9 protein-coding genes are annotated in these 14,885 nt (G+C 60.7%); 8 read left to right on the forward strand and 1 reads right to left on the reverse strand.

Annotated elements, in window-relative coordinates; translation table 11 throughout:
- Window positions 1-117 precede the first annotated feature (117 nt).
- From yegD to yegQ, 8 genes are all read left to right on the forward strand, one after another.
- Entirely contained in the window at window positions 118-1,470 is a 1,353-nt protein-coding gene (gene yegD / locus IM314_RS18500; RefSeq protein WP_041909098.1) for a molecular chaperone, read from the forward strand.
- 159 nt (window positions 1,471-1,629) lie between these two features.
- Window positions 1,630-2,832 (forward strand): MdtA/MuxA family multidrug efflux RND transporter periplasmic adaptor subunit, encoded by a 1,203-nt coding sequence (locus tag IM314_RS18505; protein ID WP_041909096.1) that lies wholly within the window; start codon window positions 1,630-1,632, stop codon window positions 2,830-2,832.
- Window positions 2,832-5,954, forward strand: a complete 3,123-nt coding sequence (locus tag IM314_RS18510) for an MdtB/MuxB family multidrug efflux RND transporter permease subunit (protein ID WP_193358790.1) — start codon at window positions 2,832-2,834, stop codon at window positions 5,952-5,954. Before IM314_RS18505 ends, IM314_RS18510 begins: the two co-directional genes overlap by 1 nt.
- Window positions 5,955-9,032 carry a multidrug efflux RND transporter permease subunit MdtC gene (gene mdtC, locus IM314_RS18515; protein WP_193358791.1) on the forward strand — a complete coding sequence of 1,026 codons (3,078 nt, stop codon included), beginning with the start codon at window positions 5,955-5,957 and terminating at the stop codon, window positions 9,030-9,032.
- On the forward strand, window positions 9,033-10,448 hold the full coding sequence (locus IM314_RS18520) for an MFS transporter (protein WP_193358792.1): 1,416 nt from the start codon (window positions 9,033-9,035) through the stop codon (window positions 10,446-10,448).
- A complete protein-coding gene (baeS, locus tag IM314_RS18525; protein WP_193358793.1) occupies window positions 10,445-11,848 on the forward strand; it encodes a two-component system sensor histidine kinase BaeS in 1,404 nt (467 codons plus the stop codon). The genes IM314_RS18520 and baeS overlap by 4 nt, the downstream gene beginning before the upstream one ends.
- A complete protein-coding gene (baeR, locus tag IM314_RS18530) occupies window positions 11,845-12,567 on the forward strand; it encodes a two-component system response regulator BaeR (RefSeq protein ID WP_028013814.1) in 723 nt (240 codons plus the stop codon). Before baeS ends, baeR begins: the two co-directional genes overlap by 4 nt.
- A gap of 168 nt (window positions 12,568-12,735) precedes the next feature.
- Entirely contained in the window at window positions 12,736-14,097 is a 1,362-nt protein-coding gene (gene yegQ / locus IM314_RS18535) for a tRNA 5-hydroxyuridine modification protein YegQ (RefSeq protein WP_193358794.1), read from the forward strand.
- A 161-nt stretch (window positions 14,098-14,258) separates the two neighbouring features.
- On the opposite strand, the gene IM314_RS18540 is transcribed toward yegQ, so the two are convergent.
- Window positions 14,259-14,759, reverse strand: a complete 501-nt coding sequence (locus IM314_RS18540) for a DUF523 domain-containing protein (RefSeq protein WP_193358795.1) — start codon at window positions 14,757-14,759, stop codon at window positions 14,259-14,261.
- Between the last annotated feature and the right edge of the window lie 126 nt (window positions 14,760-14,885).

A 14,885-nucleotide genomic window follows, 5' to 3' on the forward strand; every position in this document is an offset into this window, starting at 1 on the left:
TTATTTTTATCAGCATAAACGGAAAGACCTTGTTTTGCCTTGCTTTCATATTCCTGTTGTCGCGGTGCAGACATTTCGTTAAAGTCTCGCCCCTTCTCACCGGCATGGGGATTAATCGTGTTTATTGGATTTGACTACGGTACGGCAAACTGCTCGGTTGCGATCATGCAAAACGGCCAACCGCAGCTTCTGAAAATGGAAAAAGAGAGCACGCTGCTGCCATCAATGCTCTGCGCGCCGACGCGTGAGGCGGTGAGCGAGTGGCTGTTCCGCCACCATCAGGTTCCGGCTACCGCGGCGGAGACCCAGGCGCTGCTGCGTCGGGCGGTCAGCTTTAACCGCGAGGAAGACATCGACGTTACCCCTTCAAGCGTGCAGTTTGGCCTCTCCTCGCTCGGGCATTACATTGAAGACCCGGAAGAGGTCTACTTCGTTAAATCGCCAAAGTCCTTCCTCGGCGCGAGCGGCCTGAAGCCGCAGCAGGTGGCGATGTTTGAAGATCTGGTGTGCGCCATGATGCTGCATATCCGCAATCAGGCGCAGTCGCAGGTGCCGGATACTATCACCCAGGCGGTGATTGGCCGCCCGATCAACTTCCAGGGGCTGGGCGGTGACGAAGCCAACCAGCAGGCGCAGGGGATCCTCGAACGTGCGGCGCACCGGGCGGGATTCCGCGACGTGGTGTTTCAGTACGAGCCGGTTGCGGCGGGGCTGGATTTTGAAGCCACGCTGACGGAAGAGAAGCGCGTGCTGGTCGTCGACATCGGGGGCGGTACAACGGACTGCTCGCTGCTGCTGATGGGACCGCAGTGGCATCACCGTCGTGACCGCGAAAACAGCCTGCTCGGGCACAGCGGCTGCCGCGTAGGCGGCAACGATCTGGATATCGCCCTGGCCTTTAAGAGCCTGATGCCGCTGCTGGGCATGGGCGGGCAAACGGAAAAAGGCATCGCCCTGCCGATCCTGCCGTGGTGGAACGCGATTGCCATCAACGACGTTCCGGCGCAGAGTGATTTTTACAGCACCGCGAACGGGCGCTTCCTCAACGATCTGGTGCGCGACGCGCAGGATGCCGAGAAGGTCGCCCTGCTCTATAAAGTCTGGCGTCAGCGCCTGAGCTACCGCGTGGTGCGTACTGCGGAGGAGTGCAAAATCGCCCTTTCCGACCGTCCTGAACATGCGGTCTCCTTGCCGTTTATCAGCGAGGATCTGGCCACGGCGATTTCACAGGAGGGGCTGGAAACGGCGCTTGCCCAGCCGCTGCAGCGCATTCTGGAGCAAGTCCAGCTGGCGCTGGAGAACGGCAAAGAGAAGCCGGATGTGATCTACCTGACCGGCGGTAGCGCCCGTTCGCCGCTGATCAAGAAAGCGCTGGCGGAACAGCTGCCGGGCATTCCGATTGCCGGTGGGGATGACTTTGGCTCCGTTACCGCAGGGCTGGCGCGCTGGGCGCAGGTGATGTTTAGCTAATGCGGTTGTGCCGGGTGGCGGCTTCGCCTTACCCGGCTAAAACGATCGCCACACTCAGACCATTCCTGACAGTCTTCCATATTTCCTCCATTTTTCCGCTGTGTTAGCTGACTAAACTAGTATCATTCCCCGAAGTATTCAGGATGAGAACGTATAACGATGAAAGGCAGTAACAAATCCCGCTGGGCAATCGCCGCTGGCATCATTGTGGTGGTCCTTGCCGCCGCCTGGTACTGGCACAGTCAATCTGCGAACTCCGCCGCTCCCGCTGGCGCCAGCAGCCAGGCCCAGCGCCCGGCTGGCGGCGGCCGTCACGGCATGCGCGGCGGCGCGCTGGCACCGGTTCAGGCGGCAACGGCGGTGAGCAAAGCCGTTCCGCGTTATCTGACGGGGCTCGGAACCATCACCGCCGCCAACACCGCCACGGTGCGCAGCCGCGTTGACGGTCAGCTCATCGCGATCCACTTCCAGGAAGGTCAGCAGGTCAAAGCGGGCGATCTGCTGGCGGAAATCGACCCGAGCCAGTTTAAAGTCGCCCTCGCTCAGGCGCAGGGGCAGCTCGCGAAAGACAAAGCCACCCTCGCCAACGCCCGTCGCGATCTGGCGCGCTACCAGCAGCTGGTGAAAACCAACCTCGTTTCTCGTCAGGAGCTGGACACCCAGCAGTCGCTGGTCAGCGAAACGCAGGGCACCATCAAAGCCGACGAGGCCGCCGTCGCCAGCGCGCAGCTGCAGCTGGACTGGAGCCGCATCACCGCGCCGATTGACGGACGCGTGGGCCTGAAGCAGGTCGATATCGGTAACCAGATCTCCAGCGGCGACACCACGGGCATCGTGGTGATCACCCAGACCCACCCGATTGATTTAGTCTTTACCCTGCCGGAAAGCGATATCGCAACCGTCATGCAGGCGCAAAAAGCCGGTAAAGGCCTGGTGGTGGAAGCCTGGGACCGCACCAACAAGCAGAAGCTGAGCGAGGGTTCCCTGCTCAGTCTGGACAACCAGATCGATACCACCACCGGCACCATCAAGCTGAAGGCGCGCTTTAACAACCAGGACGATGCCCTCTTCCCGAACCAGTTCGTCAACGCGCGAATGCTGGTCGCTACCGAAGAGAACGCGGTAGTGATCCCCACCGCAGCGCTGCAGATGGGTAACGAAGGAAGCTTTGTCTGGGTGCTGAACAGCGACAATAAAGTGAGCAAGCATCTGGTGAAAACCGGGATTCAGGACAGCCAGACGGTGGTCATCAGCGCCGGGCTCTCCGCCGGCGACCGCGTGGTCACCGACGGCATCGACCGCCTCACCGAAGGCGCGAAAGTTGAGGTGGTTGAACCTGCGAAACAGGGAGCGACCTCCTGATGCAGGTTATGCCCCCGAGCTCTACAGGTGGGCCGTCACGCCTGTTTATCCTCCGCCCTGTCGCCACCACGCTGTTGATGGTGGCGATCCTGCTGGCCGGGATCATTGGCTACCGCTTTCTGCCCGTGTCGGCGCTGCCGGAGGTGGATTATCCAACGATTCAGGTTGTCACTCTCTATCCTGGCGCCAGCCCGGACGTGGTGACGTCCGCCATTACCGCCCCGCTGGAGCGCCAGTTTGGCCAGATGTCCGGGTTAAAACAGATGTCCTCCCAGAGTTCCGGTGGGGCATCCGTCGTGACGCTGCAGTTCCAGCTAACGCTGTCGCTGGACGTCGCCGAGCAGGAAGTGCAGGCCGCCATCAACGCCGCCACCAACCTGCTGCCGTCGGACCTGCCTAACCCGCCGGTCTACAGCAAGGTGAACCCGGCGGATCCGCCAATCATGACGCTGGCCGTCACCTCCTCCGCCATGCCGATGACCCAGGTCGAAGACATGGTCGAAACCCGCGTGGCGCAGAAGATTTCTCAGGTCTCCGGCGTCGGCCTCGTCACGCTGGCGGGCGGCCAGCGCCCGGCCGTGCGCGTGAAGCTTAACGCACAGGCGATTGCCGCGCTGGGGCTGACCAGCGAAACCATCCGCACCGCCATCAGCAGTGCCAACGTCAACTCGGCGAAAGGCTCGCTGGACGGCCCGACCCGTGCGGTCACCCTCTCGGCAAACGACCAGATGCAGTCCGCCGACGAATACCGTCAGCTGATTGTGGCCTACCAGAACGGCGCGCCGATCCGCCTGGGCGATGTCGCCACCGTGGAACAAGGCGCGGAAAACAGCTGGCTCGGCGCGTGGGCGAACAAGCAGCAGGCGATCGTGATGAACGTGCAGCGCCAGCCGGGCGCCAACATCATCGAAACCGCCGACAGCATCCGCACCATGCTGCCGCAGCTGATTGAAAGCCTGCCGAAATCGGTCAGCGTAAAAGTCCTTTCCGACCGCACCACCAACATTCGCGCGTCGGTCACCGATACCCAGTTCGAGCTGATGCTGGCGATTGCGCTGGTGGTAATGATCATTTACCTGTTCCTGCGCAACGTTCCGGCAACCATTATCCCCGCCGTCGCCGTGCCGCTCTCGCTGGTCGGGACCTTTGCGGTGATGGTGTTCCTCGACTTTTCGATTAACAACCTGACGCTGATGGCGCTCACCATCGCCACCGGGTTCGTGGTGGATGACGCCATCGTCGTTATCGAGAACATCTCGCGCTATATCGAAAAAGGTGAAAAGCCGCTGGCCGCCGCGCTGAAGGGCGCAGGGGAAATCGGCTTTACCATTATCTCGCTGACCTTCTCGCTGATTGCGGTGCTGATCCCGCTACTGTTTATGGGCGACATCGTCGGGCGGCTGTTCCGCGAGTTTGCCGTGACGCTGGCGGTCGCCATTCTGATCTCTGCCGTGGTGTCGCTGACCCTGACGCCGATGATGTGTGCCCGCATGCTGAGCCACGAATCCCTGCGCAAGCAAAACCGCTTCTCCCGCGCCTCCGAGCGGATGTTCGAGCAAATTATTGCCGCCTACGGTCGCGTGCTGGCGAAAGTGCTGAACCATCCGTGGGCCACACTTGGCGTGGCGCTGGGCACGCTGGCGCTCAGCGTAATGCTGTGGATTTTTATTCCGAAAGGTTTCTTCCCCATCCAGGATAACGGCATTATTCAGGGCACTCTTCAGGCTCCGCAGTCGGTCTCCTTCGCGAACATGGCGCAGCGCCAGCAGCAGGTGTCTGAAATCATCATGAAAGACCCGGCGGTGGAGAGCCTGACGTCCTACGTGGGGGTGGATGGCACCAATCCGTCGCTCAACAGCGCGCGTCTGCAGATCAACCTCAAGCCGCTGGATGAGCGCGACGACCGCGTGAACGCCGTCATCGAGCGCCTGCAAAGCGCCGTGGCCCGCGTGCCGGGCGTTGAGCTTTACCTGCAGCCGATTCAGGATTTGACCATTGATACCCAGGTCAGCCGCACGCAGTATCAGTTCACGCTCCAGGCTACGTCGCTTGATGCCCTCAGCACCTGGGTGCCGCAGCTGGTTGAAAAACTTAACACCCTGCCGCAGCTCGCCGATGTCAGCAGCGACTGGCAGGACAAGGGGCTGGCGGCCTACGTCAACGTTAACCGCGACACCGCCAGCCGTCTGGGCATCACCATGTCTGATGTGGACAACGCCCTGTACAACGCCTTCGGGCAGCGCCTGATCTCCACCATCTACACCCAGGCGAACCAGTACCGCGTGGTGCTGGAGCACAACACCGAGCACACCCCCGGCCTGGCCGGCCTGGACTCGGTGCGCCTGACCAGCAAAGACGGCGGCATTGTGCCGCTGAGCGCCATCGCCACGGTGGAGGAGCGCTATACCCCGCTGTCGATTAACCACCTGGATCAGTTCCCGTCCACCACCATTTCCTTCAACGTGCCGGACGGTTACTCGCTGGGCGAGGCGGTGGAAGCCATCCAGGCTGCTGAAAAAGCGCTCAGCTTCCCGTCCGACATTCAGACCCAGTTCCAGGGCAGCACCCTGGCGTTCCAGGCCGCGCTGGGCAACACCGTCTGGCTGATCGTCGCGGCGGTCGTGGCGATGTACATCGTGCTCGGCGTGCTGTACGAAAGCTTTATCCACCCGATCACCATCCTCTCTACCCTGCCAACGGCGGGCGTGGGGGCGCTGCTGGCATTGATGCTGGCGGGCAGCGAGCTGGACGTTATTGCCATCATCGGCATCATCCTGCTTATCGGGATCGTGAAGAAAAACGCCATCATGATGATCGACTTTGCGCTGGCCGCCGAGCGCGAGCAGGGCATGTCGCCGAGCGATGCCATCTTCCAGGCCTGCCTGCTGCGTTTCCGTCCGATCCTGATGACCACGCTGGCCGCCCTGTTGGGCGCGCTGCCGCTGATGCTCAGCACCGGCGTCGGCGCGGAGCTGCGCCGCCCGCTGGGTATCGGTATGGTCGGGGGCCTGCTGGTGAGTCAGGTGCTGACGCTCTTCACTACGCCGGTGATCTATCTGCTGTTTGACCGCCTGGCGCTGTGGACCAAAAGCCGTTTCCCGAAACGTGAAGAGGAGGCGTAAGTGAAGTTTTTCGCCCTCTTCATTTACCGTCCAGTGGCGACGATTTTACTCTCCGTCGCCATTACCCTGTGCGGCGTGCTGGGCTTCCGGCTGCTGCCAGTTGCCCCCCTGCCGCAGGTGGATTTCCCGGTGATTATGGTCAGCGCCTCGCTGCCGGGTGCGTCACCGGAGACCATGGCCTCGTCCGTTGCCACGCCGCTGGAGCGTTCTCTTGGGCGGATTGCGGGGGTCAACGAGATGACCTCCAGCAGCTCGCTGGGCAGCACACGCATCATTCTGGAATTCAGCTTCGACCGGGATATTAACGGTGCCGCCCGTGACGTGCAGGCGGCCATTAACGCCGCGCAAAGCCTTCTGCCGAGCGGGATGCCGAGCCGTCCGACCTACCGCAAGGCCAATCCGTCCGACGCGCCAATCATGATCCTGACGCTGACCTCGGACACCTATTCTCAGGGGCAGCTGTACGATTTTGCGTCGACCCAGCTGGCGCAGACGATTTCACAAATCAACGGCGTGGGTGACGTGAGCGTTGGCGGCAGTTCTCTGCCCGCCGTGCGCGTGGGCCTGAACCCGCAGGCGCTGTTCAATCAGGGCGTGTCGCTGGACGACGTGCGCTCCGCCATCAGCAGCGCCAACGTGCGTAAACCGCAGGGGGCGATTGAGGACGGCAGCCACCGCTGGCAGATCCAGACCAACGACGAGCTAAAAACCGCCGCGGAATACCAGCCGCTGATCATTCACTACAACAACGGCGCGGCGGTACGCCTGAGCGACGTCGCCAGCGTCACTGACTCAGTGCAGGACGTGCGCAACGCCGGGATGACCAACGCTAAACCGGCCATCCTGCTGATGATCCGCAAGCTGCCGGAGGCGAACATTATTGAGACGGTGAACAGCATTCGCGCCCGTCTTCCGGACCTGCAGGAGACCATCCCGGCAGCAATCGATCTGCAAATTGCCCAGGATCGCTCCCCGACCATCCGCGCCTCGCTGGAAGAGGTGGAGCAAACGCTGATTATCTCCGTCGCGCTGGTGATCCTGGTGGTGTTCCTGTTCCTGCGCTCCGGCCGCGCGACGCTGATCCCGGCGGTGGCCGTGCCGGTGTCGCTGATTGGGACCTTTGCCGCCATGTACCTGTGCGGCTTTAGCCTTAACAACCTGTCGCTGATGGCCCTGACGATTGCGACGGGCTTCGTAGTGGATGACGCCATCGTGGTGCTGGAGAACATTTCCCGCCACCTTGAAGCGGGCGTGAAACCGCTGCAGGCCGCGCTGCAGGGCACGCGCGAGGTGGGCTTTACGGTACTTTCCATGAGCCTGTCGCTGGTGGCGGTCTTCCTGCCGCTGCTGCTGATGGGCGGGCTGCCGGGCAGGCTGCTGCGGGAGTTTGCCGTCACGCTCTCGGTCGCCATCGGGATTTCGCTGGTGATTTCCCTGACGCTGACGCCGATGATGTGCGGCTGGATGCTCAAGCGCAGCAAGCCTCACTCGCAGCCGCGCCGCAAAGGCTTTGGTCGTTTTCTGATGGCGATGCAGGAAAGCTACGGCAAATCGCTGAAGTGGGTGCTGAACCACACGCGGCTGGTCGGCCTGGTGCTGATCGCCACCATTGGGCTCAACGTCTGGATGTACATCACCATCCCTAAAACCTTCTTCCCGGAGCAGGACACCGGCGTGCTGATGGGCGGCATTCAGGCGGACCAGAGCATTTCATTCCAGGCGATGCGCGGCAAGCTGCAGGACTTTATGAAGATCATTCGTGAGGATCCGGCTGTAGACAACGTCACTGGCTTTACCGGCGGCTCGCGCGTTAACAGCGGGATGATGTTCATTACCCTTAAGCCGCGCGGCGAGCGCAACGAAACGGCGCAGCAGGTGATTGACCGCCTGCGTGTGAAGCTCGCCAAAGAGCCGGGCGCAAACCTGTTTTTGATGGCCGTTCAGGATATCCGCGTCGGCGGGCGGCAGGCGAACGCCAGCTACCAGTACACGTTGCTCTCGGATGATTTAGCCGCCCTGCGCGAGTGGGAGCCGAAGATCCGTAAGGCGCTGGCCGCCCTGCCGGAGCTGGCGGACGTGAACTCCGATCAGCAGGACAACGGCGCGGAGATGGCGCTCACCTACGACCGCGAAACCATGTCGCGGTTGGGCATCAACGTTGAAGCCGCCAACAGCCTGCTAAATAACGCCTTCGGCCAGCGCGAGATCTCCACCATCTATCAGCCGATGAACCAGTATAAGGTGGTGATGGAGGTGGATCCGCGCTACACCCAGGACATCAGCGCGCTGGATAAAATGTTTGTGATTAACAGCGACGGCAAGGCGATACCGCTCTCGTACTTTGCCAGCTGGCGGCCAGCCAACGCGCCGCTGTCGGTGAACCATCAGGGGCTGTCGGCGGCGTCGACCATCTCCTTTAACCTGCCCGCCGGTTCATCGCTTTCCGAGGCCAGCGACGCGATTAACCGCGCGATGACGCAGCTTGGCGTGCCGTCCACCGTGCGCGGCAGCTTTGCCGGGACCGCGCAGGTGTTCCAGGAGACGATGAACTCGCAGGTGATTTTGATCCTGGCGGCCATTGCCACGGTCTATATTGTGCTGGGCGTCCTGTATGAGAGCTACGTTCACCCGCTGACCATCCTCTCTACGCTGCCGTCGGCGGGCGTGGGGGCGCTGCTTGCGCTGGAGCTGTTTGGCGCGCCATTCAGCCTGATCGCGCTTATCGGAATTATGCTGTTAATCGGCATCGTAAAGAAAAACGCCATCATGATGGTGGACTTTGCGCTGGACGCCCAGCGCAACGGCAACCTCTCGCCGGAAGAGGCCATTTTCCAGGCCTGCCTGCTGCGCTTCCGTCCAATCATGATGACCACCCTGGCGGCGCTGTTTGGCGCACTGCCGCTGGTTATCTCGGGCGGAGACGGCTCAGAGCTGCGCCAGCCGCTGGGGATCACCATCGTCGGCGGCCTGGTGATGAGCCAACTGCTGACGCTGTACACCACGCCGGTGGTCTATCTGTTCTTCGACCGCCTGCGGCTGCGCTTTTCGCGTAAAAACAGAGAAACGGTAAACGGGTAAATGACTGAGCTTCCCAGCAACGTTCGCTGGCAATTGTGGATAGTCGCCTTCGGCTTCTTTATGCAGTCGCTGGATACGACCATCGTTAACACCGCCCTCCCCTCGATGGCGAAAAGCCTGGGGGAGAGCCCGCTGCATATGCATATGGTAATTGTCGCCTACGTGCTGACGGTTGCGGTGATGCTGCCCGCCAGCGGCTGGCTGGCGGACAAAGTGGGCGTGCGGAATATCTTCTTTACCGCCATCGTGCTGTTTACCGCTGGCTCGCTGTTTTGCGCCCAGGCCAGCACCCTCGACCAGCTGGTGACGGCGCGCGTGCTGCAGGGCGTCGGCGGGGCGATGATGGTGCCCGTCGGGCGGTTAACGGTGATGAAGATTGTGCCACGCGAGCAGTACATGGCGGCCATGACCTTCGTCACCCTGCCCGGTCAGGTGGGGCCGCTGCTGGGGCCGGCGCTCGGCGGGATGCTGGTGGAGTACGCCTCCTGGCACTGGATTTTCTTAATCAATCTTCCTGTTGGCATCATTGGCGCTATCGCCACCCTAACGCTGATGCCGAACTACAAAATGCAGACCCGACGCTTTGATTTCTTCGGCTTTATTCTGCTGGCGGCGGGCATGGCCACGCTCACCCTGGCGCTCGACGGGCAAAAGGGGCTGGGCATTTCGTCCCTGACGCTGGGCGTTCTGGTTGCCCTCGGCCTTACCGCCATTGGATGGTATTGGTGGCACGCTCGCGGGAATGACCAGGCGCTGTTCAGCCTGAATCTGTTTAAAAACCCTACCTACCGTCTTGGCCTGTTCGGCAGCTTCGCCGGACGTATCGGCAGCGGCATGCTGCCGTTTATGACGCCCGTGTTTCTGCAAATTGGCATGGGGTTTTCGCCGTTCCACGCGGGCCTGATGATGATCCCGATGGTGCTCGGCAGCATGGGGATGAAGCGCATCGTGGTGCAGGTGGTGAACCGCTTTGGCTACCGTCACGTGCTGGTGGCCGCCACGCTGGGGCTGTCGCTGGTCAGCCTGCTGTTTATGACCGTGGCGCTGATGGGCTGGTACTACGTCCTGCCGCTGGTGCTGTTCTGCCAGGGGATGGTCAACTCCATGCGCTTCTCGTCGATGAATACCCTGACGCTGAAAGACCTGCCGGACGATCTGGCGAGCAGCGGCAACAGCCTGCTGTCGATGGTGATGCAGCTCTCCATGAGCGTCGGCGTGACCATCGCGGGTTTATTGCTCGGCATGTACGGCCAGCATCACCTCAGCGTCGACACGCCGGTGGCGCATCAGGTCTTTTTATATACCTATATCAGCATGGCGGTGATTATCGCCCTGCCCGCCGTCATCTTTGCCCGCGTGCCGGATGATACCAGCAAGAACGTCGTGATTAGGCGCGGCAAAAGGAGTGGCTCATGAAATTCTGGCGTCCGGGTATTACCGGCAAGCTTTTTGTGGCGATTTTTGCCACCTGTATCGTCCTGCTGATCACTATGCACTGGGCGGTGCGGATCAGCTTTGAGCGCGGTTTTATTGATTACATTAAGCATGGCAACGAGCAGCGCCTGCAGGGCTTAAGCGATGCGCTGAGTGAACAGTACGCCCAGCACGGCAACTGGCGTTTTCTGCGCAACAATGACCGCTTTATTTTCCAGATCCTGCGCTCGCTGGAGCACGATGCCGGTGAAGATCGCCCGGGGCCGGGCATGCCGCCGCACGGCTGGCGCACCCAGTTCTGGGTAATCGATCAGGATATGCGCACGCTGGTTGGGCCGCGCGCGCCGATACCGCCGGACGGCACCCGCCGGGCGATTAAGGTGAATAACGCGACCGTCGGCTGGGTTATCGCCTCACCGGTGGAGCGCCTGACGCGCAACACCGATATCAACTTTGACCGCCAGCAGCGCCGGACCAGCTGGCTGATCGTCGCTCTCTCCACCCTGCTCGCCGCGCTCGCCACCTTCCCGCTGGCGCGCGGTCTGCTCGCGCCGGTGAAACGGCTGGTGGAAGGCACGCACAAGCTGGCCGCCGGGGATTTCACCACCCGCGTCGACACCCGCAGCCAGGACGAACTGGGCAAGCTGGCGCAGGACTTTAACCAACTCGCCAGCACGCTTGAGAAAAACCAGCAGATGCGCCGCGACTTTATGGCCGATATTTCCCACGAGCTGCGCACCCCGCTGGCGGTGCTGCGCGGTGAGCTCGAGGCCATTCAGGACGGCGTGCGCCAGTTTACGCCCGAATCGGTGGCCTCCCTGCAGGCGGAGGTGGGCACGCTCACCAAGCTGGTGGACGATCTCCACCAGCTTTCCATGTCCGACGAAGGCGCACTGGCCTACCAGAAGGCGCCCGTCGATGTGATTAACGTGCTCGAAGTTGCCAGCGGCGCCTTCCGGGAACGGTTTGCCAGCCGCAACCTGAAAATCGACCTCTCCCTGCCGGACAGCGCGGTGGTATTTGGGGACAAAGACCGGCTGATGCAGCTGTTCAACAACCTGCTGGAGAACAGCCTGCGCTACACCGACAGCGGTGGCGGGCTGCATATCTCCGGCAAACAGGAAAACGGACGCTTCGCCCTCACCTTCGCGGATTCCGCCCCCGGCGTGCAGGACGCGCAGCTTGAAAAATTGTTTGAGCGCTTTTACCGCACCGAAGGCTCCCGCAACCGCGCCAGCGGCGGTTCCGGCCTGGGGCTGGCGATTTGCGTTAACATCGTCGAGGCGCATAATGGCACCATTCGCGCCGCCCATTCGCCTTTTGGCGGGGTTAGCATTACAGTAGAGTTACCTCTGGAACGGGATTTATCGAGAGAAGTATGACCGAGTTACCGATTGACGAAAACACGCCGCGCATTTTGATCGTCGAAGACGAACCCAAGCTGGGACAGCTGCTGATCGACTATTTACGCGCGGCCAGCTATGCCCCGTCACTGATCGGCCACGGCGACCAGGTGCTGCCGTACGTGCGCCAGACCCCGCCGGATCTGATCCTGCTGGATTTAATGCTGCCTGGCGTTGATGGCCTGACCCTGTGCCGGGAGATTCGTCGCTTCTCCGACGTGCCTATTGTCATGGTTACCGCTAAAATCGAAGAGATTGACCGCCTGCTGGGGCTCGAAATCGGCGCGGACGACTACATCTGCAAGCCCTACAGCCCGCGTGAGGTAGTGGCCCGCGTGAAAACCATTCTGCGCCGCTGCAGGCCGCAGCGCGAGCTTCAGATGCTGGACGCCGAAAGCCCGCTGATTGTGGATGAGAGCCGCTTCCAGGCGAGCTGGCGCAGCAAGCTGCTGGACCTCACCCCTGCGGAGTTCCGCCTGCTGAAAACCCTCTCCCACGAGCCGGGAAAAGTCTTCTCCCGCGAACAGCTGCTGAACCACCTGTACGACGATTACCGCGTGGTGACCGATCGCACCATCGACAGCCACATCAAAAACCTGCGCCGCAAGCTGGAGGCGCTGGACGCCGAGCAGTCATTTATTCGCGCGGTGTACGGCGTGGGATATCGCTGGGAAGCGGATGCGTGCAGGATTGCCTAGTTAGCCGCTGGTTAATCCAGGCCGGGTAAGGCGAAGCCGTCACCCGGCACAATAACTTTACCTCCCTGCCCCGCAGCGCTACAATGCCCGCCCTTAAAGTGGGGGATCTCCCCTTACCGCTGCACCTGGTGCATGCGGATCTGACCTGTCATCAGAACGAGAACAAACATGTTTAAACCGGAACTCCTTTCCCCGGCGGGAACGCTGCAAAATATGCGTTACGCTTTCGCCTATGGCGCCGACGCCGTGTATGCGGGCCAGCCGCGCTACTCGCTGCGCGTGCGTAACAACGAATTCAACCACGAGAACCTGCAGCTCGGCATCAACGAAGCGCATGCCCTGGGTAAAAAATTCTACGTGGTGGTGAATATCGCGCCGCACAACGCCAAGCTGAAAACGTTCATCCGCGACCTGAAGCCTGTGGTTGATATGGGGCCGGACGCGCTGATCATGTCGGACCCGGGTTTAATCATGCTGGTTCGGGAGAACTTCCCGGAGATGGATATTCACCTCTCCGTACAGGCTAACGCCGTCAACTGGGCGACGGTAAAATTCTGGAAGCAGATGGGGCTGACCCGCGTCATTCTGTCCCGCGAGCTTTCCCTCGAAGAGATCGAAGAGATCCGCACCCAGGTGCCGGACATGGAAATTGAAATCTTCGTTCACGGCGCGCTGTGCATGGCCTACTCCGGCCGCTGCCTGCTCTCTGGCTATATCAACAAGCGCGACCCGAACCAGGGCACCTGCACCAACGCCTGCCGCTGGGAATATAACGTTCAGGAAGGCAAAGAGGATGACATCGGCAACATCGTCCACAAGCATGAGCCGCTCCCGGTAACCAACGTTGAGCCAACGCTGGGCATCGGCGCGCCAACCGACAGCGTGTTTATGATTGAAGAAGCCAAACGTCCGGGCGAGTACATGACCGCCTTTGAAGACGAGCACGGCACCTACATCATGAACTCAAAAGATCTGCGCGCCATCGCCCACGTTGAGCGCCTGACGCAGATGGGCGTGCACTCCCTGAAGATCGAAGGCCGCACCAAATCCTATTACTATTGCGCGCGTACCGCACAGGTGTACCGCAAAGCCATCGACGATGCGGCGGCCGGTAAACCGTTCGATACCAGCCTGCTGGAAACGCTGGAAGGCCTGGCGCACCGCGGCTATACCGAAGGCTTCCTGCGCCGCCATACCCACGACGACTACCAGAACTACGAGCACGGCTACTCCGTTTCCGAGCGCCAGCAGTTTGTCGGCGACTTCACCGGCGAGCGCAAAGGCGCGCTGGCGGCGGTGGCGGTGAAAAACAAGTTCACCAAAGGCGACAGCCTGGAGCTGATGACCCCGCAGGGCAACATGAACTTCACGCTGGAGCATCTGGAAAACGGCAAAGGCGAAGCGATTGAGGTTGCGCCGGGCGACGGGCATACCGTCTGGCTGCCGGTTCCGGAAGAGGTGGAGCTGAAGTTCGCGCTGCTGATGCGTAACTTTAACGGTGAAAGCACACGTAATCCACACGGCAAATAGTCAATCAGGGAAATTTTTTCGCGCTGGGATAATTCTTAGAATCGGATCACATACCGCTTCGTTCAATACGGGTATTATCCCCCCGCTGAAAAACATAACCCATAAATGCTAGCTGTACCAGGAACCACCTCCTTAGCCTGCGTAATCTCCCTTACGCGGGCTTATTTTTTGCCTTCTCTCTCCTCAACCCAGGCAATGAGTTCGTCGATTTGCTTCTCTGAGAACACGGCGATCCCATTCTCAGCGAGCAACGATGCAGCAACCCCCATCCCAGCCTTCTGTATACCGCGAAAAGATCCGTCATAAATAAACTCACTGCCGCACGTTGGGCTGCCATCGGTTAACAATGCAGCGCTACACCCCGACGCCTGAGCAGCGCGTAGCGCGAGCCAGGCTGCAAGCTGATACTGCTCAGTAACGTCCTGCCCGGTATTTTCAATAATTCTGGCTTGCCCGTGCATCACGTTTTTCCCATCAGCAGACATAATCTCTGCCGGTGGACGAGGCACAGGCAACCCGGCAGCAAGCTCTGGGCAGTGGATAACCAGACGTTGTTCCTGTTGCCAGCGAGCGAGTTGCTCGTTCATTCGCGCTTTTTCACTTCCGTTATAACGGACCCTGAAGCCCATCAGGCAAGCGCTTACCAAAATTTTATTCATCATCACTTTCCTGTGATTACATTAATCTCATCGCTGAAGTGTAACGCGCTTTCGGGCATATTTTGTTCCTTTCATCCTGTTCTTACCCGCTTTTTTCCTCTCTGCTATACACTCTTACTAACGCTAAAA

This window comes from Enterobacter cloacae complex sp. P42RS (assembly GCF_014930595.1).
GTDB classification, from domain to species: Bacteria; Pseudomonadota; Gammaproteobacteria; order Enterobacterales; family Enterobacteriaceae; genus Enterobacter; species Enterobacter bugandensis.

Excerpts from the sequence above, each read along its gene's own strand:
- yegQ (WP_193358794.1), top strand. The coding sequence starts at position 12,736 with ATGTTTAAACCGGAACTCCTTTCCCCGGCGGGAACGCTGCAAAATATG.
- IM314_RS18510 (WP_193358790.1), top strand. The coding sequence starts at position 2,832 with ATGCAGGTTATGCCCCCGAGCTCTACAGGTGGGCCGTCACGCCTGTTT.
- baeR (WP_028013814.1), top strand. The coding sequence starts at position 11,845 with ATGACCGAGTTACCGATTGACGAAAACACGCCGCGCATTTTGATCGTC.
- IM314_RS18520 (WP_193358792.1), top strand. The coding sequence starts at position 9,033 with ATGACTGAGCTTCCCAGCAACGTTCGCTGGCAATTGTGGATAGTCGCC.
- baeS (WP_193358793.1), top strand. The coding sequence starts at position 10,445 with ATGAAATTCTGGCGTCCGGGTATTACCGGCAAGCTTTTTGTGGCGATT.
- IM314_RS18505 (WP_041909096.1), top strand. The coding sequence starts at position 1,630 with ATGAAAGGCAGTAACAAATCCCGCTGGGCAATCGCCGCTGGCATCATT.
- IM314_RS18540 (WP_193358795.1), bottom strand. The coding sequence starts at position 14,759 with ATGATGAATAAAATTTTGGTAAGCGCTTGCCTGATGGGCTTCAGGGTC.